General features: G+C 50.8%; 21 protein-coding genes. 17 read left to right on the forward strand and 4 right to left on the reverse strand.

Translation table 11 applies throughout. The features are described 5' to 3' along the window. A complete protein-coding gene (locus P771_RS18495) occupies positions 1-2,844 on the forward strand; it encodes a glycosyltransferase (protein ID WP_051617351.1) in 2,844 nt (947 codons plus the stop codon). 18 nt (positions 2,845-2,862) lie between these two features. Continuing rightward, a complete protein-coding gene (locus tag P771_RS0113620; protein WP_028575567.1) occupies positions 2,863-4,701 on the forward strand; it encodes a CDP-glycerol glycerophosphotransferase family protein in 1,839 nt (612 codons plus the stop codon). A gap of 8 nt (positions 4,702-4,709) precedes the next feature. On the opposite strand, the gene P771_RS17735 is transcribed toward P771_RS0113620, so the two are convergent. From P771_RS17735 to rpmB, 4 genes are all read right to left on the reverse strand, one after another. Next, complete coding sequence (locus tag P771_RS17735; RefSeq protein WP_035244636.1) at positions 4,710-5,390, reverse strand: glycosyltransferase family 2 protein; 681 nt, start codon at positions 5,388-5,390, stop codon at positions 4,710-4,712. Between the two features lie 2 nt (positions 5,391-5,392). Further along, positions 5,393-6,202, reverse strand: a complete 810-nt coding sequence (locus P771_RS0113630; protein ID WP_028575568.1) for a DUF169 domain-containing protein — start codon at positions 6,200-6,202, stop codon at positions 5,393-5,395. A gap of 180 nt (positions 6,203-6,382) precedes the next feature. Beyond that, positions 6,383-7,699, reverse strand: coding sequence for an alanine/glycine:cation symporter family protein (locus P771_RS0113635; protein WP_028575569.1), 1,317 nt, complete (start codon positions 7,697-7,699; stop codon positions 6,383-6,385). 192 nt (positions 7,700-7,891) lie between these two features. Continuing rightward, on the reverse strand, positions 7,892-8,092 hold the full coding sequence (gene rpmB, locus P771_RS0113645; protein ID WP_028575570.1) for a 50S ribosomal protein L28: 201 nt from the start codon (positions 8,090-8,092) through the stop codon (positions 7,892-7,894). Positions 8,093-8,257: 165 nt separating this feature from the next. On the opposite strand from rpmB, the gene P771_RS0113650 reads away from it, so the two are divergent. From P771_RS0113650 to P771_RS0113715, 15 genes are all read left to right on the forward strand, one after another. After that, on the forward strand, positions 8,258-8,779 hold the full coding sequence (locus P771_RS0113650; protein ID WP_028575571.1) for a YceD family protein: 522 nt from the start codon (positions 8,258-8,260) through the stop codon (positions 8,777-8,779). A gap of 16 nt (positions 8,780-8,795) precedes the next feature. Then, entirely contained in the window at positions 8,796-8,984 is a 189-nt protein-coding gene (rpmF, locus tag P771_RS18740) for a 50S ribosomal protein L32 (protein WP_084301934.1), read from the forward strand. Continuing rightward, positions 8,971-10,026, forward strand: coding sequence for a phosphate acyltransferase PlsX (plsX, locus tag P771_RS0113655; protein WP_028575572.1), 1,056 nt, complete (start codon positions 8,971-8,973; stop codon positions 10,024-10,026). The genes rpmF and plsX overlap by 14 nt, the downstream gene beginning before the upstream one ends. Positions 10,027-10,108: 82 nt before the next feature. Continuing rightward, complete coding sequence (locus P771_RS0113660) at positions 10,109-11,107, forward strand: beta-ketoacyl-ACP synthase III (RefSeq protein ID WP_028575573.1); 999 nt, start codon at positions 10,109-10,111, stop codon at positions 11,105-11,107. A gap of 63 nt (positions 11,108-11,170) precedes the next feature. After that, on the forward strand, positions 11,171-11,914 hold the full coding sequence (fabG, locus tag P771_RS0113665; protein ID WP_028575574.1) for a 3-oxoacyl-[acyl-carrier-protein] reductase: 744 nt from the start codon (positions 11,171-11,173) through the stop codon (positions 11,912-11,914). A gap of 126 nt (positions 11,915-12,040) precedes the next feature. Continuing rightward, entirely contained in the window at positions 12,041-12,271 is a 231-nt protein-coding gene (gene acpP, locus P771_RS0113670) for an acyl carrier protein (RefSeq protein WP_028575575.1), read from the forward strand. A gap of 315 nt (positions 12,272-12,586) precedes the next feature. Further along, positions 12,587-13,825 (forward strand): beta-ketoacyl-ACP synthase II, encoded by a 1,239-nt coding sequence (gene fabF / locus P771_RS0113675; RefSeq protein WP_028575576.1) that lies wholly within the window; start codon positions 12,587-12,589, stop codon positions 13,823-13,825. A 31-nt stretch (positions 13,826-13,856) separates the two neighbouring features. Further along, positions 13,857-15,101 (forward strand): serine hydroxymethyltransferase, encoded by a 1,245-nt coding sequence (gene glyA, locus P771_RS0113680; RefSeq protein WP_150112206.1) that lies wholly within the window; start codon positions 13,857-13,859, stop codon positions 15,099-15,101. Between the two features lie 96 nt (positions 15,102-15,197). Then, complete coding sequence (locus tag P771_RS0113685) at positions 15,198-15,659, forward strand: deoxycytidylate deaminase (RefSeq protein ID WP_279614517.1); 462 nt, start codon at positions 15,198-15,200, stop codon at positions 15,657-15,659. Continuing rightward, positions 15,646-16,761 (forward strand): bifunctional diaminohydroxyphosphoribosylaminopyrimidine deaminase/5-amino-6-(5-phosphoribosylamino)uracil reductase RibD, encoded by a 1,116-nt coding sequence (gene ribD / locus P771_RS0113690; RefSeq protein WP_028575579.1) that lies wholly within the window; start codon positions 15,646-15,648, stop codon positions 16,759-16,761. Before P771_RS0113685 ends, ribD begins: the two co-directional genes overlap by 14 nt. 143 nt (positions 16,762-16,904) lie before the next feature. Further along, positions 16,905-17,564 (forward strand): riboflavin synthase, encoded by a 660-nt coding sequence (locus P771_RS0113695; protein WP_028575580.1) that lies wholly within the window; start codon positions 16,905-16,907, stop codon positions 17,562-17,564. 145 nt (positions 17,565-17,709) lie between these two features. Beyond that, positions 17,710-18,930: a bifunctional 3,4-dihydroxy-2-butanone-4-phosphate synthase/GTP cyclohydrolase II gene (locus tag P771_RS0113700; RefSeq protein ID WP_028575581.1), complete on the forward strand. Its 1,221-nt coding sequence runs from the start codon at positions 17,710-17,712 to the stop codon at positions 18,928-18,930. Positions 18,931-18,950: 20 nt separating this feature from the next. Further along, the gene (gene ribH, locus P771_RS0113705; RefSeq protein WP_028575582.1) at positions 18,951-19,424 is read left to right on the forward strand and encodes a 6,7-dimethyl-8-ribityllumazine synthase; all 474 of its coding nucleotides are present in this window, start codon (positions 18,951-18,953) and stop codon (positions 19,422-19,424) included. A gap of 25 nt (positions 19,425-19,449) precedes the next feature. Further along, positions 19,450-19,932, forward strand: coding sequence for a transcription antitermination factor NusB (nusB, locus tag P771_RS0113710; protein ID WP_028575583.1), 483 nt, complete (start codon positions 19,450-19,452; stop codon positions 19,930-19,932). Next, positions 19,901-20,449, forward strand: a complete 549-nt coding sequence (locus tag P771_RS0113715) for a hypothetical protein (protein WP_028575584.1) — start codon at positions 19,901-19,903, stop codon at positions 20,447-20,449. The genes nusB and P771_RS0113715 overlap by 32 nt, the downstream gene beginning before the upstream one ends.

A 20,449-nucleotide genomic window follows, 5' to 3' on the forward strand; every position in this document is an offset into this window, starting at 1 on the left:
ATGGGTCAGATCCGAATCCTTTTTTTTGTTGAGAGAAATCTGCACCTTCCTTTTCTGGAACCTTTGCATGACTACTTCCAGGCCCATCATCCGGAAATCGATGTTGCCTTCTGCGCCCCTCTATACCGGCCATCCACCAGAGAGAAACCTGGTTGCGGTCTTGATCCAGAAACCATGGCCCGACTGGCTGGAAAGTCAAAATTTGTTTCCAAGCCTGAAGACCACGCCCCCAGCGCAGTTGTGATAGCCGACATCAATGCGGCAACTTATCTCAATAACTGCGGACAGATCATAAATGTTGGCCACGGTATGATCAGCAAGGGGTGTTTTTACACCTCAAGGCCCATCATCAGGCGCGAAAATCTGGCCGACCTGGTCTGTGTCCCGGGAGAGCTTCACAAACAGTCTCTGCTCAAAAATGTGTTCGTCCCTGTAGAAGTCACCGGGTTCATAAAATCCGACAAACTCTTCGGTCCTCAGGCAGCAGACCGAAAAACATTTCTGCAAAAACATTCCATAGATCCAGACAAAACAGTCATTCTCTTTGCTCCTACCTACAACCCCGAGCTCTCGGCAATCCCGGTCCTCCAGGAGCAGATACTGAATCTTCCTGACCCTGAAAGTCATCTGGTTATCAAGCTGCACGGCATGACAGACCAGAACTGGTCCCAATTCTACAGATTTGAGGCAGCCCAAAAACCCAACTGCACCTTTATTGAAGACCACGACCTGTCGCCTTGTCTCCAGGCCGCAGACATTCTAATCAGCGATGTCTCATCAGCCTTTGTTGAATTCATGCTTCTGGACCGGCCCATCATCCTGGTGGACAACCCGGCAAAATCAAAATTCACTCATTTTGATCCCCAGGACATTGAATACAGGGCCAGGGAAGCCTGTGTGGTGGTCAAGAATTACAAGGAACTGGAGTCAGCCGTGAAAAGGGAGTCTGATCAACCAGAAAGGCTGTCCGGGTTAAGGCAAAAATACGCCCGGGCCCTCTGCTTTGGCCGGGACGGTCTGGCAGTCCAAAGAACCGCCCGGGCCATCCTCAGCAGCCTTGAGACTGATTTCCCGGAAAAATTTTCCATCCTGGTCCTGTGGGAAAACATGCCTGACCAGCAAGAACTGATCAGCTTCTGGGAAAGAATGGCCTGGTCTACCCAGGGTTTTATCAGGGAAGTGATCATGGTTGGGCCCAGACCGGACAACAGCCCCCTATCCAGACTGGCAGACCATTGGGTGGAATGTCCGTACCCGGATTCCAGCTCAATAAAAAAAGCCCTTCAAAGGGCAAGTCATGCTTACATATCCATAATAAAAAGCACTTCCATCTTGCAGCCAGGCTGGCTCAAGTATCTGTATTGCCACCTCAGGCTGAACAAGGATGCTGAAACAGTTCAGGCCATGACCCAGGATAGCGGATATCAGGCTGTGGTTGATAAGTTTTTCTCTGCCTACAGAGATCGACCACTGGATGAGCTGGCTTTTTATTTCAATAGATTTTTGATTGGCTCCAGTCTCCAGAGTACTAAAATCGACCCTTCATGCCTGATGTTCAGGAAAAATGGGGCAGGACAATTATTAAAGGACGCCAGGGACCATCAGTCCTGTCAACGGATGTTTGAAAGGCTGGAAGAGGATATCCGCAAAAAACAGAAAAAGAGTTTAAGATGTCTTGATGTTCTGGCTTATCCTTGTCCTGGCAGCGAAAACAAAACCTTGTCCCGTAAAAGAGAAAAACCTCTGGCTGGAATAGTCATTCCAGTCTTCAACAATATTGATTTAACCCGCAACTGTCTGCAAAGCATTCTGAAACACGGCTCCAGCCACCCCTATGAAATAATTGTTGTGGACAACGGCTCCACAGACGGAACAAGAAAGTATTTAGAGGATCTGGCCGGCAGAAAACTGATCACTGCTGTCTTCAACCAGAAAAATAATGGTTTTGCCAAAGCCTGCAATCAGGGAGCCCGGGAGGCAGAAGCCGACTATCTGGTCTTTTTAAACAATGACACCGAGGTTACTCAAGGATGGCTTGATGCCCTTATCACCTGCATTGACCAGGACCACTTAAGAGCTGTTGCAGGGTCCAAGCTCCTGTATCCCGATGACACTGTTCAGCATGCCGGAGTTGTGTTTACAGATGAAAAAACTGTCTGGCATATTTATAACGGTTTTCACAAAGATCATCCAGCTGTGAACAAGACCAGGTCCTTCCAGGCCCTCAGTGCGGCCTGCATGCTGGTTAAGCAGGAGAGCTTTTTCAGAGTTGGTGGGTTTGACGAACGATTCATAAACGGATTTGAAGATGTGGATCTGTGTTTGAAGATCAACAGGATGGGCTATACCTGCTGTTATTGTCCTGACTCAGTTGTCTATCACCATGAAAGCAGGACCCAGGGCCGGTTTGACTTTGCCGGACATAATGAAAAACTTTTGGGAAAACTTTGGGCCGGCCAGATTACAGCCGACGAAAACCTTTATTATCAACAGGATCTTATCAGAAGCGAGCAGATCACCTCTCCTCAAGGAACCGCTTCCTTTGTCATGCATGATCAGAACCCCAATCCGTTTCTGGACAGGGCCAGAAACCTGAAGAACGGTCCAAATCCGGGCAGGGCTGCTGCCCTCTATATTACGGCTCTAAAATTCAATCCCTATGACCCCAGAAACTATGAAACCGTGGAGGAACTGGCTGATCTTTATCTTACCCTTGGCCAGTTTGACCTGGCTGAAAAATGCCTTGCTGAACTGATCAAAAGCGCCCCTTCTGCCCCCCGGTATCTCAAACTTTCTGCGATCCAGAAAAAAACGGCCATTTGTCTTCAGCCGTTCAAACCATGAAAAATTTCAGCAAGAATTATGAACAATAACCCTTTTCCTGAGCTGGATATCCTTTTTTATGCAGAAAGAGGCCTGCATCTTCCTTTCCTGGAACCAGTCCACGATTATCTGAAGACTGCCTATCCCGATTTAAGGCTGGGCTTTTCTGCTCCACCCCTGACTCCGTCTACTTCTGATCTGCCTGGATGCGGCTTGAGTGAAGCTGAAACAGCCCGCATCCAAAGAAAGACCATGTACTTTGAGGATTCAGCTTCCATTACTTCAAAACTGGCTGTTGTGGCTGATGTCTGTCATTTTCGCATCCCTCACATTCCAAGGGTGGTCAATCTTGGGCACGGCCTCATCTGCAAAGGCCACTACTATTGCCGGACTTCAGTCACCAGAAGGGAAAACCTCTCCGAACTTGTCTGCGTGCCCGGCCCCTGGCACAAAAGAAGACTGGAACAAAATGTATTTGTTCCCATCGAGGTGACCGGCTTTATCAAATCAGACCTTTTCTTTGGGTCCAAAAGAATGGATTCAGGAAAATTCCGCCAAGACATGGGGATTGACCCGGAAAACAATATCATCCTCTTTGCTCCTACTTTTAATGAAGAACTTTCAGCCATCCCGGTCATTCAGGACCAGCTAGCCCACTTAGCTGGCCAGGAGAATACGGTCCTGATCAAGCTGCATCAGGCAACTGCCGACCACTGGAAAAGGATGTATCAGGAACTGGCCCGGAAAAATCAAAACATCGTTTATCTGACCGAAGGAGATTATGCCCCCATGATGCACGCCGCTGATGTTATGATCAGCGATGTCTCTTCCATCTTCGTGGAATTCATGCTTCTGGACAAACCAGTGGTGCTTTTCAAAAACCCGAAGATAACGGATTTTCCAGGCTTCAACGCAAACAATATCGAGTACAGGGTCAGGGATGCGGTCCAGGAGGCTGAAACATTTTCCCAGCTCCAAGCCCAAGTTGAAAAAGCCCTGGCAGCCCCTGATGCCCTGAGCAGTTTAAGAACCAAGTATATTGAAGAGTTGGATTTTGGCCGGGATGGACAGAGCGCGCAAAGGGCCGGACAAGCCATCGTGGACCGGCTGATGCATAAAAACCGGTCCAAAACGCAACTGGGCAGGTTCTCGATTTTCCTGTTCATAGAGGATGACGTTGACCTGCAGATCCTTGAAGCATCCTTTGATCAGTTGTCCAGAGAGTCATTAAAATTCCCCATGGAAGTCCTGCCGGTGGGAGGGTCCAGGATTGACTACCCCTGGCCCCGGACCGGATTTCCGGTTCTGGCTGGAGATGGAGAACTGCTTGGTTTCAGCAGAGCTTTGGAAAGGGCCAGGGGGAACATGGGTGTCCTTTTAAAACCTGGCTGGAGTATGCCTCAAGGCTGGATAAAATGGCTGAGCAACCATTTTCAATGGAATGACAACACCGGCATGGTCAAGGCCACCAGCGACATCAACCTGATCAGGCCCCTTATTGGCGAGATTCTGCCTGGCGGAAATCCCCCCATTATTGCCAAGGCCCTGGCCAGTATTCTGCTCACCCTTGGCATTGGCAACGCATCTTTAAACGACGGCCTTGCATCCCCCTGCTCCATGATTCCCATGCCTGTGCTTCAGGCCTGTATCAGTACCGGGTCAGGCATCCATCAGGATGATATTGCACCAGGCATCGAATTGATCATCACCAGTGCCGGACTGCAAAGCCTCAGTGCCCTGGATACCTTTGCCTATCCCATGCAGGAAACCTTCATTGTCTGGGATCAGCAGGCATTGATGAACATTGTCGACTTTCTGAAAAATCAGGGAATGCCTGAACTGGCTGTTCAGTATATTGAAAGGTACGGAACAGGATAACTTTCCAGCTATATGGGCCTGGATTTTATTCCAGCTTTGAGCAGCTTTTCCTGCCTGAAATTCAGCCCATGTTCATCCAAACCCTGCCCTGCGTCGTAAATACCCACCACATCCTGGACAACCTTAATTGTCCTGGCCCGCCTGTAATATTGAAGCATGTTCAGGTAATCGGCCTCATAGCCTCCCTTGCTGGTCCATCCACCGCAGCGGACCACCACCAGCTCCCTGGACAGGCAAAGACACAGGGGATCAATATTTCCCTGGCGCACCAGGGATTTTCCAGGCTGGTCCTGGGGAAGATAACTGCACTCAAAAGCCTGGCTAACGTCGATCCGGGCAATGAGCATCTCAAAATCGAAAAATTTGCAGTAAGTATCAAAGGCTGAAGAAACCAGGGCGTTGTCGTCGTCCAGGAAAACTACCTTCTCCCCTCTGGCCCTTTTTAAAAGAATGTTTCTGGGAGCATTGCCCCAGTTCTTGTCTGCAGGCAGGTCAAAATAAAATACATTTTCCAGAGCAACGACCCTGTCCCCGGTTATGCCGTCGAATCCGACCAGAAGCTCGACATCCTGGCTCATCATGTCGGAACAGGCCTCCACAGCCCCCAGGACACTCTTAATGGCAAGTTTAAGAGACTTAGGTCTTGTTCCCCGGCTGGGAATGACAATTGAAAATATCGGCTGTCTCAAACTCAACCCACCATGGACTTCCAGGTAGTTCTGAACAAAAAGCTCTCATCCACATTATTTTCCATTTCCTCAAACAGGTTTAAAGGCATGGAAAAAGAAAGCAGATCATGGTCCAGAAGTTTTCGGACATTCTTCCTGGCTGAAATATCCGTCAGCCCGACCACAGCCCGGGGTTCATCCCTTTTGCCCTCAGCATAGGAAAGGATGCCAATGGTCTGGCATCCAGCTGCAAAAGGCATGGTTACATTGTCACATGTCCTGCGGCCGTAGCTGGCCAGGACCACCAGGGCTGAAAGCTGATCCGGATTGACCAGAAAAGTTATGGTTTTGGGAACTTCATCTTCTTTTACCAGGGCCAAAGGCTTTAAAACCACGTAACTGGCAGGAATATCCACAATGGGCAGGTTTTTCACAAAGGCCCTAACCTCTTCAGGCCCTTTGAGGTAACGCTCACCCTCTAAAAAATCATCACAAAACTCTTCCATGCCTGGTCCTTTCAGGTGTTCAGCCACACTTTTGCCTGGTTCAAAATGCTTATTGCCGCAGGACAAAAAATAGTGAAAACATTCTTCACCACCTGGAAAATCTAGATATCTATTCCCAAAGCCAAGGCCAACTCCTCCTCCCCAGCAACCATAAGTTTCCCTGGCAAAAACAGCTTGCCGGCCCTTGGCTGCCGCGGCAAAGGAAAACATGACGCACCCCCAGCGACCAGGTTTAAATTCAACAGCCTGCTCTGGTTTGTCATCCGACCATAACAGGACCACAGGCTGATACTTCAGCCCCAGTATCGATGCGATTCTACTCTGCATTAAAAATTAACCTCCATCAGGACAGACCATCAGGACAGACCATCAGCAAAACTTGTCCGATTCCAGGATAGTCTCATTTCATCCAGGGAGCAACCTCAAAACAAAGGACCCTGGAAAGCCGGACTGCCTCCCAGGGTCCTGATGCAGAAATTCTGCCTGGTCAGGGCTTAAGCCAAGCCATCAGCGTTCATGCCTGGTATTGTCCAGAAACCTTTTGGTCTCGGCCACCACAACTCCGCTCAGGGCCAAAAGCCCGACCAGGTTAGGCACAGCCATCAGGCCGTTCATGACATCTGAAAATGTCCAGACAAAGTCAAGTTGTGCCACTGCACCGACAAACACGAAAAAGACAAAAAGATACCTGTAATATATAACAGCTTTTACAGAAATAAGGTACTCAAGACATTTCTCGCCGTAATAACACCAGCCAAGGATGGTTGAATAGGCAAAAAGCATGATCCCGACAGCCACGATAAACCCTCCATGCCCAGGCAGACCGGCATTAAAGGCTGCAGTGGTCAAGGCTGCTCCGGTCAGGCCTGTGGTCAGCACTCCGCTGGTCAGGATGGCCAGGGCCGTAATGGTACAGACTATAATGGTGTCAATAAAGGTCTGGGTCATGCTTACCAGAGCCTGACGTCCGGGATAGTCAGTCCTGGCAGCGGCCGCTGCAATGGGAGCACTTCCAAGACCAGCCTCATTGGAGAAGACTCCCCTGGCCACTCCGAAGCGGATGGCGGCTCCCACGGCTCCGCCCATTACCGCCTCGCTGCCAAAAGCAGAACCGAAAATAGCTCCAAAAGCCTCAGGAACAGCTGACAGATTGGAGGTGATGACCACCAGTCCGCCCACGGTGTACACAGCAGCCATAAACGGGACAAGATATGCGGTCACCCGACCGATACTTTTTATGCCGCCTAGAACCACAAGAGCAGTCAAAAAGGCAAGGACAACTCCAGTGATAAAAGGTGACACTGAAAATGTAGACTCAACTGCTGCTGCCACTGAATTGGACTGGACCATATTGCCGATGCCAAAGGCTGCTATAGCTCCAAAAACGGCAAAGAGGACCCCCAGCCACTTCCAGCCAAGGCCCCTCTCCAGATAGTACATGGGACCGCCTGACATTTCGCCTTTTTTGTCCGTAACCCTGTACTTCACGGCCAGGATCGCCTCAGAGTACTTGGTGGCCATCCCCACCAGTCCGGTCATCCACATCCAGAAAACCGCTCCTGGACCGCCCAGAAAAATGGCAGTGGCCACGCCGGCAATATTTCCTGTTCCTATGGTGGCTGCTAAGGCCGTGGTCAGGGCCTGAAAATGAGAAATGTCTCCTTTACTTGTCTTATCCCTGGTAAAGATAAGTTTATGGGAATACCAGAGTTTAAAAAACTGCAGTCCCCTGAGTCTGACGGTCAGGAAGAATCCCGTACCCACCAGCAGGATCAACATGGGAGGGCCCCAGACAAGATCACCCAGCCAGTTCAGAATGCTCATGCCAGCTCCTTGTTATTCTATAGGTTATTGTCCAGATGTATCCACCGCAGTCTCAGAGCAAAAGAAACAAAAGGGTAGCCCGGAAAGACAGAACCATCTGTTTGCCTGGAAAAGGCCACAAAAAAAGCGGCTCTTGTCAAGAGCCGCTTTCATGGAAACGGAATTTTCATTTTAACAGGTCAACCGGTGCAGTTAATTAACCACTGGTTTGACAACAGCCCCGGACCTGATGCACCTGGTGCATACGTCAATCCTGGTGACCCTGCCCTGACTGTCCTGGGTCCGAACCTTTTGCAGGTTGGGCAGAAACCTTCTTTTGTTGCGATTGTTGGCGTGGCTGACATTGTTGCCTACCTGGGGCCTTTTTCCGCAAATATCACACTGCTTGCTCATTTCAGTTACCTCCAGCAATATATGCATATGCCCCTTTCAGAGCCCCTGCATTTTGATTTAGCCAAATAAAAAAGGAACTCTTATCCTTAAATTTAAGAAATGGCAAGAGCAAAAATCTTGACATTGCCCCGGCGGACAAGATAGGGAATTTCTCTGGGATTTAATATGCAAGGAAAGTGGTTGCCCATATCAGACATCCCGGTCCAAGGCCGGGAGTTTTATTTTGAAGATGACCAGGGCTGGACGTCCATCTGGAAAGAAGCAGGGCTTGAATGCCGGTCATCTGGCCAGCTGAGTGGCACCCTGGGGGTATTTCCTCAGAAACATGGAGTTTATTTCCAGGGCTCCATAACAGGGCAGATCGCCATGCCCTGCACCCGGTGTCTTGAGTACGGACCGGTTGAACTGGACCACCGGTTCGACCTGTTTGAAGAATTTGAAGATGCCATGAATGACCCTGAGGGGCCTGGGCTGATAAAATTTGACAACGGGCAGTGGATGTTCAGCCTTGAACGGGTTCTCTTGGAACAGTTCATTTTGACCCTTCCGGATAAACCTCTTTGTCAGGAAGACTGCTCCGGACTTTGTCCTGCATGCGGCGAAATAATCGGACACGGCTCATGCCGCTGCAGCAAGCAGGGTGCTGACCCAAGAATGGCAGTATTTCGCGGTCTGAAAATTAAATAACACGAGGTGAATAAAAATGGCTCTACCAAAAAAGAAGACTTCAAAATCCAAAAAAGGCATGCGCAGATCTCATGATCACATTCCTACTCCGAACTTTATTTATTGCGAATGCGGCGAAGCTGCTCTTCCCCATCGCATCTGTCCGGACTGCGGAACTTACAAGGGTCGCCAGTATTTAAGGCCGCAGCAGGATGCATCCAGCTAAGCCGATCATTGCTGTAGACGCCATGGGCGGCGATTTTGGACCGGAAGTGGTTGTGCCTGGAGCCTTGAAAGCAGCAATTAAGGACAACCTCGGGCTGGCCCTGATCGGTGATGAACAGAAGATCCGCCAGGCCCTTGAGGGCCAAAAATTCAAAGACTCGGATCTGGAAATAATCCATACTTCGGAAGTGGTTGAGATGTCGGAAAAACCTTCCGACATCCTGCGCAAAAAAAAGAACTCCTCCATCCAGACCGCTTTTCGGCTGGTCCGGGAAGGAAGGGCCCATGGCGTTGTCAGCGCCGGCAACTCCGGAGCCACCCTGGCCTGCGGCATGTTTACCCTGGGCCGGATCAAAGGCATTGAAAGGCCTGCCCTGGCCTCAATCCTGCCTTCGGAAAAAGGACCTGTAATCCTTATTGATGTTGGGGCCAATGTTGACTGCAAGCCCTACCACCTGGTTCAGTTCGGACTGATGGCCGAGGTCTTTTCCAGAAGCGTTCTCCATGTGGATAGGCCCAAAGTTGGGCTGTTGACCATCGGGGAAGAAGAAGGCAAGGGCAACAGCCTGGTCCGGGAAACCTCCAAGCTGTTCAAAATGACTTCCATGAATTTTGTCGGCAATATTGAAGGCCGGGATTTTTTTATGGGCAAGGCAGATGTGATTGTCTGCGACGGCTTTGTTGGCAATGTGTCTCTAAAGCTCATGGAGGGTCTGGCAGTTTCCCTGACTAAGATCCTCAAAGAAGAAGTCAGGAAAAGCTGGCTGGCCAGGCTTGGATTTCTGCTGGGAATCCGGGCTCTGAAAAGATTTGGCAGGCGCATAGACTATGCCGAATACGGGGGAGCACCCCTTCTGGGTCTAAATGGAATCGGGATAGTCTGCCACGGCTCATCCAACTCCAAGGCCATAACCAATGCAGTGCTCATGGCTGGTGAGTTCGTCCGGAATAAAGCCAATGAAAATCTGATCAATGGGCTGGGCGCCAACAAGGAAATCAGCATTTTTGCCAAAAAAGCCCTTCCCAAAAGCGCTGTTACCTGACAAATATAACGACTTGTTCAAAGGCCGGAACACTATTCCCGGCTGGTTACTTCAAAACCGACTCGACAAAAGATCTTTACAGATGACAAACAGCAGCTTTTTAGCAGGATTCAGCTTTTACGTGCCTGACAAAATCCTGACCAACAAGGATTTTGAAAAGCTGGTGGACACCAGCGATGAGTGGATTACTTCAAGAACCGGAATCAGCAACAGGCATATCGTTGAGGATGAGGCCTGTTCAGATCTGGCCAGTGCAGCATCCCGCCAGGCAATTGCCAGGTCCGGCCTGGTCCCAGGCGACCTGACTCATATCATAAATGCTACCTTCACTCCTGATGCCTTTGTTCCCAATGCAGCCTGCGTTCTCATGGAAAAACTGGATATCAAGGGTATCCCGGCCATGGATGTTAATGCAGCCTGCACAGGGTTCATATACGGCATGGAACTGGCCAGAGGACTTTGCTCCCTGCACCCTGAGGCCAAAGTTCTCTTGACTGCTTCTGAGGTTGTCTCTTCAAGGGTCAACCTTATGGACAGGTCCACCGGAGTTCTTTTTGGTGACGGGGCTGGAGCCTGCATAGTTTCAGCAATGCCTTTTCCGGCAAATGTCCGTTCAGGACAAATTCTGGATGTCATTCTCCGGGCTGACGGTTCACTGAGCAACCTGCTCACGGTCAAGGCCGGAGGATCAGCCCATCCCCTGCGCCTCAATGATCGGGTGGGAGAAGATTTTTTCGTGCAGATGGAAGGCAGGGAGGTTTTTAAGCATGCAGTCCGGTCCATGCAGGGTGTCTGCCTGGAAATACTGAAAAGAAATAACCTGCAGCCTGAAGACATTGATCTTTTCATTCCCCATCAGGCTAACATCAGGATCATTGAAGCCTTGGCCAAGAAAATGATGATTCAGGAAGATAAACTTTACATTAACGTACAAGATTACGGAAATACTTCTGCTGCGTCCACCCCCATTGCCCTGGCTGAAGCCTGGGAAAAAGGACTTATTAATTCTGGAGACACGGTACTCCTGGTGGCCTTTGGCGGTGGATTCACCTGGGGGGCCTGCCTCCTCAGATTCTCATAATCTTCATAACCGGAGATACGTTATGCCAACAGCCAGCAACAAGACTCATAACCGGAGCATATCATGTCTGACTTAGTCAAAACAGCCCTTGTCACCGGCGGTTCCCGGGGAATAGGACGGGCCTGTGCAGTTCGTCTGGCCAGGTCCGGCTATCAAATCATGGTCACCTATGTGAGCAAACCCGACCCGGCGATGGAGACCTGCAAAATCATTGAAGACCAGGGAGGGAAAGCCTCAGCTTATCCCCTGGACATCGGCAACCAGCAGGCCATAGTTGACTTTTTCAAAGAAAAGATCAAAGACCGGGTCTTTCTTGATGTACTGGTCAACAATGCCGGTCTGACCAAGGACGGACTTCTGGTCCGCATGGGCTTTGAACAATGGGAGGAGGTGATCCGGGTCAACCTGAGCGGCTCTTTTTTCTGTTTGCAGCAGGCTGCCAAGATCATGATGCGCCAGAAAACCGGCCGAATAATCAATGTCAGTTCGGTCACTGCTCAGTCTGGCAATCCCGGACAAGCCAACTACACTGCGGCCAAGGCCGGACTCATCGGCCTGACCAAGACCGCGGCTCTGGAGCTGGCCCCCAGAAATATTACGGTTAACGCGGTTACCCCGGGATTCATTGAAACCGACATGACTGCAGGCCTGGCCCAGGAAATTCGGGACAAGTACCTGGAAATGATTCCTGGCAAACGGTTTGGAACACCCGAGGATGTAGCTGAAACCGTAGCATTTCTGGCTTCTGCCCAGGCTTCCTATATCACCGGGCAGGTCATCGGGATAAATGGCGGAATGTATATGTGATTTTTGATCCCTTAGTGCCTGTTTTCAAGCTTTACCTGCAGCAGATGATTGCATCTTAAAGCTTAAAACCTTAGCATGAGGGGCTTTTACTAAACAACTTAGAAAATTAACCACACGGAGGAGAAAATGTCTGTAGAACAAAAAGTTAAAGAGATCGTGATAGAACAGCTTGGCATCTCAGAGGGTGAAGTCAAACCCGAGTCCAAGTTTGTGGAAGACCTGGGAGCTGATTCACTGGACTTGACTGAGCTGATTATGGCCATGGAAGAAGAGTTTGACATTGAGATCGATGACGACAAGGCCCAGGAAATCCTGACTGTTCAGGCTGCCATCGACTATATCAACGCCAATAAATAGAACCAGTATACATGGGCTGCCAGACAGCCTCTGAATGCTTTTTTAAAAGGTTTTCCGCAAGAACTCCCGGCAACTCATTTCCGGGATGAATTGCAATCGCGTGTCGGGCTGGACACGTTAGCGGCTTATGCCGCTTAGATGCTCGGTTTTTGAAAAACCGGGAGCAGTCACTATGGCCAGCAGCCGCTTGTGCTGTTTTCCAGGTGTCTTTATTTTATCAGGACACAGGCCAGAGTTAAAGGGTTTATTGCCCCCGGCCCGCAAGGACCTGGGGCGGCAAATTTCCAAACCGTTAAGAATCCTGCGGGAGCTAAAATGCCCAGAGTTGTTGTTACCGGACTTTCCGCCATAACCCCCATTGGCAACGATCTTGATTCCAGCTGGCAATCCCTGTTGTCCGGGGTGAGCGGAGTAGACAGGCTGACCAGGTTTGACTGCTCAGAATATGCCACCCAAATAGCAGCCCAGGTCAAGGAATTTGACACCAACGACTACATGAGTCCCAAAGAAGCTAAACGTATGGACAGGTTCTGTCACTTTGCAGTTGCTTCAGCCAAGATGCTCATGGAAAACGCTGGAGTGAGCAGGGATAACATGGACATGACCCAGTGCGGAGCCATCATAGGCTGCGGCCTGGGTGGCCTGGAGACCATTGAAGAGTTTCATTCCAAGCTCATCAAATCCGGGCCGAAACGGATATCTCCCTTTTACATCCCCTTGCTCATCGCCAACATGGCCGCTGGTCAGATATCCATCACCACCGGGGCCAAAGGGCCCAACCTGGCCACAACTTCGGCCTGTGCATCCGGGGTGCATGGCGTTGGATATGCTTATTCCGATATCAAGCTGGGCCGGGTTAAGGCCATGATCAGCGGAGGTGTCGAATCCACCATCACTCCCATGGCTGTATCCGGATTCAACGCCATGAAGGCCCTGTCCGTCAGCAACCATGAGCCCCAAAAGGCCAGCAGGCCTTTTGATCTTAACCGCAACGGATTTGTCATAGGCGAAGGGAGCGGACTTCTCTTCCTGGAAAGCCTGGACAGCGCCCTGCAAAGGGAGGCAACTATTTATGCGGAAGTTGTGGGATTCGGAGCCTCGGCCGACGCCTTTCACATGACAGCACCTGACGAGTCTGGTGAAGGCATGGCCCTGGCCATGAAGCAGGCTATCAGGGAGGCAGGCATATCTCCTGAACAGGTCGACCATATCAATGCCCATGGAACTTCAACCAAGCTCAACGATGCTTCAGAGACAAAGGCTGTCAAAGAGGTCTTTGGCAAACATGCCTATGACATCCTGCTGACCGCCAATAAATCCATGATTGGTCACACCCTTGGAGCTGCAGGCGGAATCGAGGGAGTGTTCAGCGTATTGAGCCTTTATCATTCAAAAGTCCCAGGAACAATAAATCTGGACACCCCGGATCCTGAATGTGACCTGGACTATTGCGCCCATGGCACGGTTTCCAGAAATATCAGGTACGCCCTGTGCAATTCTTTTGGATTCGGCGGGACCAATGGTTCCATCCTTTTTAAAAAATACGAAGAATAGCTGATTTGAGGCTAAATTAAGGAATGCATGAATGAACATTCAGGAACTTACCAACTATGACCCCGAGGTGGCCAGGGCCATCCAACTGGAAGAGTCCAGGCAGCTTTCCAAGCTGGAACTGATTGCATCGGAAAATTTCACTTCTCCGGCTGTGCGCCTGGCCATGGGCAGCGTCCTGACTCACAAGTATGCTGAGGGCTACCCAGGTAAAAGATATTATGGCGGCTGCGAGTTCGTTGACCTGGCCGAAGATCTGGCCAGGGACCGGGCCAGGGAGCTGTTCAAGGCCCAGTACGCCAATGTTCAGCCTCACTCAGGTTCTCAGGCCAATATGGGCGTTTATTTCGGAGCTCTGAAACCCGGGGATACTGTCCTGGGCATGGACCTGTCCCACGGTGGCCATCTGACCCACGGAAGCCCGGTAAACTTCTCAGGCAGGCTCTACCAAAATGTTTTTTACGGTGTGGAAAAAGAAACCGGATTCATAGATTACGATCAGGTGGAAGCCGTTGCCCTGGAGCACAGACCGGCCATGATAATTGCCGGGGCCAGCGCCTATCCCAGAACCATTGATTTCCAGAGGTTCAGGGAAATCGCAGACAAGGCGGGAGCCAAGCTCATGGTGGACATGGCCCATATAGCCGGTCTTATTGCGGCTGATTTGCACCCATCACCCATTGAATACGCTCATTTTACCACCACCACTACCCACAAGACCCTGCGTGGACCAAGAGGTGGAATGATCCTCAGCTCTGAAGAGTTTGGCAAGACACTCAATTCCCAGATTTTTCCCGGAATCCAGGGCGGCCCGCTCATGCATGTCATTGCAGCCAAGGCCATAGCCTTTGGTGAAGCCCTGAAGCCTGAATTTTCCGACTACCAGAAAATGGTCATTGAGAATGCCAAAAAAATGGCCGAATTGCTGGTTCAGGCCGGTTTCGACCTGGTTTCCGGAGGAACTGACAACCACCTGATGCTTATTGACTTGACCAGCAAAAACGTTACCGGCAAAGATGCTGAAATCGCTCTGGATAAAGCCGGAATCACCGTAAACAAGAATACGGTTCCCTTTGAAACCAAGTCTCCCTTTGTTACTTCCGGAGTCAGGCTGGGAACCCCGGCCCTCACCACCAGGGGTATGAAGCCGGAACACATGGAAAAAATCGTGGCCTGGATCATTGACGCTGTTGAACACCATGAAAATGACCAGCGTCTTTCCAGGATAAGCAGCGAGGTGGAAAAATTCGCCACCCGGTTTCCCTTGTTTGCCTGGTGATACTGCCAGTCAATCTCTAGGACTTTATTTCCGGACTGGCTCTTTAGACTTCCGGCTGCCAGGAGATCTTTTCAAGTTTAACACTGGAGTTTCTGATTGAAGCAGGACAGGCTTTCCTGGGATGAATACTATATGCGCATCACCCACATGGTGGCTGAACGATCCACCTGCCTGCGTCGAAAAGTCGGGGCAGTGGCTGTCAAGGACAAGCGCATCCTGGCCACTGGATACAACGGTTCCCCTGCTGGACTGCGCCACTGTCTGGAAACAGGCTGTCTCAGGGAGCAGCTGAATATTCCTTCCGGCCAGCGCCATGAACTCTGCAGGGGTCTGCACGCTGAACAGAACATCATTATCCAAGCTGCGGTGCATGGAATCTGCATTTCCGGATCAACTGTCTACTGCACTACCCAGCCCTGCCTGATCTGCACCAAGATGCTCATCAACTGCAAGGTTGAGAGCATCATCTTTGCCCAGGGCTATCCTGACGATCTGGCCCGGGACATGCTTCAGGAAGCTGGAGTGAACTTCAAGACCTTGGCTTATGAATCAAAGTGATCTGATGCTCAGGGCCGTGTCCCTGGCTGGCCAGGGTAAGGGCAAGACTCGCCCCAACCCGTGTGTCGGGGCAGTGATTGTTGCTGGCAGCGAAATAGTCGGCCAGGGTTTTCACCGGGTCTACGGCGGAAACCACGCTGAGGTCGAAGCCATAAACATGGCTCTTACCCAGGGATATGACCTGTCATCCTGCACCCTTTTCGTCACTCTGGAGCCCTGCAACCATCACGGCAAGACCCCGCCCTGTACCCAGGCCATCCTGGATTCGGGCCTGAAGCACGTTGTGGTCGGTGCCAGGGATCCCAACAGATCCGTTGCCGGAGGGGGAATTGAACACCTCAGGTCCAAAGGGATCAAGGTAACTGCTGGAGTGGAAGAACAGGCATGCCTCGATCTGATTGCGGATTTCATGATCTGGCAGACAACCTCCCTTCCTTATCTGTACCTGAAAATGGCATCCACCCTTGACGGAAGGATTGCCACCCGTTTCAATCACTCCAGGTGGGTAACCTGTGATGCCTCACGCAGAAAGGTCCATCAGCTGCGTAACGTTGTGCAAGCAGTCATCATCGGGGGAAACACCTTTTACCAGGATAATCCCCAGCTTACCTGCCGCGGACTTAACGCCACTGTCCAGCCCCTGGCCGTGGTGGTCACCTCCAGACTGCCTGATCCGGATTGCGGACTCTTTCTGGTCAAACAAACACCAGGCAGGACAATTTTCTGGACCGGCCATGAAACAGCATCATCCGTCTCAGCCCGGAAACTGAAAGATCTGGGATGCACCGTTACTGGACTGGATGCCTGCGGATCAGGACTGGATCTTGGCCAGGGCCTTAAAATTCTTAGAAACGGGTTCAATATTCACTACGCCATGTGCGAAGGCGGGGGCAGAATAGGAATGAGCCTTCTTCAGGCCGGTCTTGTCCACGAAATATGGCATTTTGCTGCCATGAAGATCCTGGGAGATGATCAGGCCCTGCCGGTATTTCAGGGCAGAGCCCCTCAGGTAATGGATGAAGCCCTGGAATTTCGCCTTGGATCTGTTGAGACCATTGGAACAGATGTTCTGCTCAAACTTTTCCCTCATATGAAAGATTGACCCCAGGAAATTATCTTGTAAAGATGACCTGATTTGGGAACGGTTAATCTTTATCCGGCCGGAGACCGAACATCGGCTGGCTGGATTATCCGGGAATCCCTTGCTGTTCCATCTGTACATATTTTTATAGCAGGCACTGACTCATGTTCACAGGACTCATACAGACAACCGGAGTAATTTCCGGACTGGAGAAAAAAGGCCGGGAAACCAGATTCCGGATTTCTCCCCGGAAAAATTTTACTGACCTGGCTCATGGTGAAAGTATTGCAGTCAACGGAGTCTGTCTGACTGTTGAGGATTTCAGCTCTGACTGGTTTTACGCTTATGCATCAGCCCAGACCATGTCAGTAACCAATCTGGGCATGCTGAGTCATGGTGATCATGTGAATCTGGAAAGGGCATTAAGTCTTGGAGACCGCCTGGGTGGACACCTGGTTTCAGGACACGTGGACTGTCTGGCCAGAATAACTGCAGTGGAAAAAGCCGGAGAATCAACCATCTACACCCTGGCCTTTCCGGCTGAATATTCCAGACAGGTGGTTGACAAGGGATCAGTGACCCTGGATGGAATAAGCCTGACCATCACCACGTGCGGCCCGGGATTTCTCAAGGTGAATATAATCCCGGCCACCAGGGAAGAAACCATCATTTCCCTCTGGTCCAGGGACAGGTTGGTCAACATGGAGACCGACCTCATCGGCAAATATGTGGAAAAGATGTTGTACTCCGGATCTGCCCCGGACAGAGACAGCAGACCGGCAAGCGCCATTACCAGCGATTTTTTAAGAAAACATGGATTTTAGGGAGATGGCATGTTGACCTTCTGGGTCCGGGACATTGAAATCTGAAGCAGTCTGAATCACCGCCAGCCAAAGTCTTCTCCGGGCCACCCAAAAAGTTTAGCCAGAAATAAACCCGAATTCCAATAACCCATCAAGAGGATAGAAAATGTCCATTTGCAGCATTGAAGAAGCCATTGAAGAGATCAAGCAGGGAAAAATGGTCATCCTGGTTGACGACGAAGACCGGGAGAATGAAGGTGACCTGACCATTGCCGCAGAAAAAATCACCCCGGAAATCATCAATTTCATGGCCAAGTATGGTCGTGGACTCATCTGCCTGGCCCTGGCCCCTGAGTGGGTGGACAAGCTGGGCCTGCCCATGATGGCCACCAAAAACACTTCCAAGTTCGGAACAGCCTTTACTGTTTCCATAGAAGCATCAAAAGGGGTAACCACCGGAATTTCAGCCTATGACCGGGCCACCACAATCCTCACCGCCATCCAGGATGATGCCGGACCCGACGACATATCAACCCCTGGACATATCTTTCCCCTGAAGGCCAGAAAAGGCGGTGTCCTGGTCCGGGCCGGTCAGACCGAAGGCAGTGTGGACCTGGCCCGACTGGCTGGCATGAAACCCGGAGCCGTGATCTGCGAAATCATGCGCGACGACGGCAACATGGCCAGAATGCCGGACCTCAAGGAATTCGCCAGGGAACATGACCTGAAAATATGCACCATTGAAGACCTCATCCGCTACAGGTCAAGATTCGACTCCATGGTCAAGCGGGTGGGAGAGTCAAACCTCCCGACCTGTTATGGAGACTTCAGGGCCGTGGCCTTTGAAAGCCAGACCGACAACCACACGCATATTGCCCTGGTCCGGGGAGAACTCCAGAAGGATGAACCGGTTTTGGTCCGGGTCCACAGCCAGTGTCTGACTGGAGATGTTTTTGGATCCCTGCGCTGTGACTGCGGCAACCAGCTTAAAGCAGCCATGCAGATGGTCGAAAAAGAAGGAAAGGGGATTGTTCTGTACATGAGTCAGGAAGGGAGAGGCATTGGCCTGGCCAATAAAATCAAGGCCTATGCCCTTCAGGATCAGGGCAAGGACACGGTTGAGGCCAACGAAGCCCTGGGATTTGCTCCAGACTTGCGCGACTATGGAATCGGGGCTCAGATACTGGTCAACCTGGGAGTGACCAAGATGAGGCTGATGACCAACAATCCCAAAAAAATCATCGGTCTTGAAGGATTTGATCTGGAGGTAGTGGAAAGGGTCCCCATTGAGGTTCAAGCCTGTGCAGAAAACAAGTGCTACCTATTGACCAAAAAGGAAAAAATGGGCCATCTTCTAAAACTGGCTGAAAACAGCAAAACCCAGTAATTGGGATATTGGAGCAAAACATGCCGCACATTAAGACAATCGAAGGAATACTGGATGCCAAGGGCCTGAAAATCGCCCTGGTTGCTTCAAGGTTCAACGACTTCATCGTGGATAAGCTGGTTGGTGGAGCTGTTGACTATCTGGTCCGTCATGGAATCAGTCAGGAGGATCTGACCCTGTACAAAATCCCGGGCGCCTTTGAGTTTCCAGTGATAGTCAAGAAACTGGCCATGAAAAAGCAGTACCACGGCATTGTCTGCCTGGGTGCGGTCATCAGGGGAGCCACTCCCCACTTTGACTTCGTGGCTTCAGAAGCCACCAAAGGCATTGCCCAGACATCCCTTGAAACCGGCATTCCGGTCGGATTCGGTCTTTTGACCACCGACACCCTTGAACAGGCCATAGAACGGGCCGGGAGCAAAGCCGGGAATAAAGGGGTTGAAGCCGCAGCAGCCCTTTTAGAAACCATTCGCGTCCTGGAGCAGGTGGATTAAATTGACTGATTCGGCCAAGACCAGGGTGTCAGATACCGGCACTAAAAACACCAGGCCCAAGGCGGAAAATACCAGAAGACAGCAGCGCACTTACGCCTTTCAGGTCCTTTATGCCCTGAATTTCGTTTCAGCGGAAAGCTCACTGGCAGCCACCTTCAACAGGTTCAAGGAGAGTCCGGCCCAGGACGAAGAGACCCAGGGCTCCTTTGCCTGGTCCCTGGTCAGAGGAGTCTGGGATAATCTGGATGAACTCAACCGGATCATTGCTTCCTACTCCAGAAACTGGAAGATACAGCGCATAGCCAGGATAGAGCTGACCATCATGCGCCTGGCGGTTTATGAAATGATCTATTGTCCGGACATTCCCTTGAAAGTGGCCATAAACGAAGCTATCGAACTGGCCAAAGCCTTTGGGGATGACAATTCCAGGAACTTTGTCAATGGCATCCTGGATGCTGTGGCCAAGGACGTAAGAAATGGTAAATTTGGGACTAGTAAAGGATTTTAAATCCTGCCCCCTGGAAATCCCCAGGCTGTCCTTTGACCCTTTTCCCGAGACAGGCCAGACCAGGCCTGAACTCAGGTCCTGGCCGGTCAAAGAAGGGGTCATCTGGGAGCTGATCCTTCCCAGAGATCCTGAAAAGGACATTGAGAGCTGGGTGGCAGATACCGCTCATATTATAAGCGGACTTAATAAACTCGCGTGGTGTGTGGACACACACCAGTTAATTCCCCTTTTCAATCTGCCCCTGGACAAAGCCCTCAGGGAATGGGGACGCCTTTTCTGGCCCAGATTCAGACATGACTGTATATTTTATTTCAGTTCCAAGAGCCATGACTCTATTATCAGGCAGGTCCTTCTGGAATGGGGCAGAAGTGAAACAACCATCTGTTTTCGAAACAGATACGACCTGACTATTGAACCTGCAGACATTCCAACGGCAGATCAGAACCCATCCCGGCATGGTATTGTCCGATCAATACTCAGATCTCCCCTGAAACTCATTCGAACCCGAAAAAACTAG

It is taken from the genome of Desulfonatronovibrio hydrogenovorans DSM 9292 (assembly GCF_000686525.1).
Taxonomy (GTDB): Bacteria; Desulfobacterota; Desulfovibrionia; order Desulfovibrionales; family Desulfonatronovibrionaceae; genus Desulfonatronovibrio; species Desulfonatronovibrio hydrogenovorans.

Coding starts and splice junctions, on each gene's coding strand:
- P771_RS18495 (WP_051617351.1), top strand. CDS start 1: ATGGGTCAGATCCGAATCCTTTTTTTTGTTGAGAGAAATCTGCACCTT.
- P771_RS0113620 (WP_028575567.1), top strand. CDS start 2,863: ATGAACAATAACCCTTTTCCTGAGCTGGATATCCTTTTTTATGCAGAA.
- P771_RS0113630 (WP_028575568.1), bottom strand. CDS start 6,202: ATGCAGAGTAGAATCGCATCGATACTGGGGCTGAAGTATCAGCCTGTG.
- P771_RS0113635 (WP_028575569.1), bottom strand. CDS start 7,699: ATGAGCATTCTGAACTGGCTGGGTGATCTTGTCTGGGGCCCTCCCATG.
- rpmB (WP_028575570.1), bottom strand. CDS start 8,092: ATGAGCAAGCAGTGTGATATTTGCGGAAAAAGGCCCCAGGTAGGCAAC.
- P771_RS0113650 (WP_028575571.1), top strand. CDS start 8,258: ATGCAAGGAAAGTGGTTGCCCATATCAGACATCCCGGTCCAAGGCCGG.
- rpmF (WP_084301934.1), top strand. CDS start 8,796: ATGGCTCTACCAAAAAAGAAGACTTCAAAATCCAAAAAAGGCATGCGC.
- plsX (WP_028575572.1), top strand. CDS start 8,971: ATGCATCCAGCTAAGCCGATCATTGCTGTAGACGCCATGGGCGGCGAT.
- P771_RS0113660 (WP_028575573.1), top strand. CDS start 10,109: ATGACAAACAGCAGCTTTTTAGCAGGATTCAGCTTTTACGTGCCTGAC.
- fabG (WP_028575574.1), top strand. CDS start 11,171: ATGTCTGACTTAGTCAAAACAGCCCTTGTCACCGGCGGTTCCCGGGGA.
- acpP (WP_028575575.1), top strand. CDS start 12,041: ATGTCTGTAGAACAAAAAGTTAAAGAGATCGTGATAGAACAGCTTGGC.
- fabF (WP_028575576.1), top strand. CDS start 12,587: ATGCCCAGAGTTGTTGTTACCGGACTTTCCGCCATAACCCCCATTGGC.
- glyA (WP_150112206.1), top strand. CDS start 13,857: ATGAACATTCAGGAACTTACCAACTATGACCCCGAGGTGGCCAGGGCC.
- ribD (WP_028575579.1), top strand. CDS start 15,646: ATGAATCAAAGTGATCTGATGCTCAGGGCCGTGTCCCTGGCTGGCCAG.
- P771_RS0113695 (WP_028575580.1), top strand. CDS start 16,905: ATGTTCACAGGACTCATACAGACAACCGGAGTAATTTCCGGACTGGAG.
- P771_RS0113700 (WP_028575581.1), top strand. CDS start 17,710: ATGTCCATTTGCAGCATTGAAGAAGCCATTGAAGAGATCAAGCAGGGA.
- ribH (WP_028575582.1), top strand. CDS start 18,951: ATGCCGCACATTAAGACAATCGAAGGAATACTGGATGCCAAGGGCCTG.
- P771_RS0113715 (WP_028575584.1), top strand. CDS start 19,901: ATGGTAAATTTGGGACTAGTAAAGGATTTTAAATCCTGCCCCCTGGAA.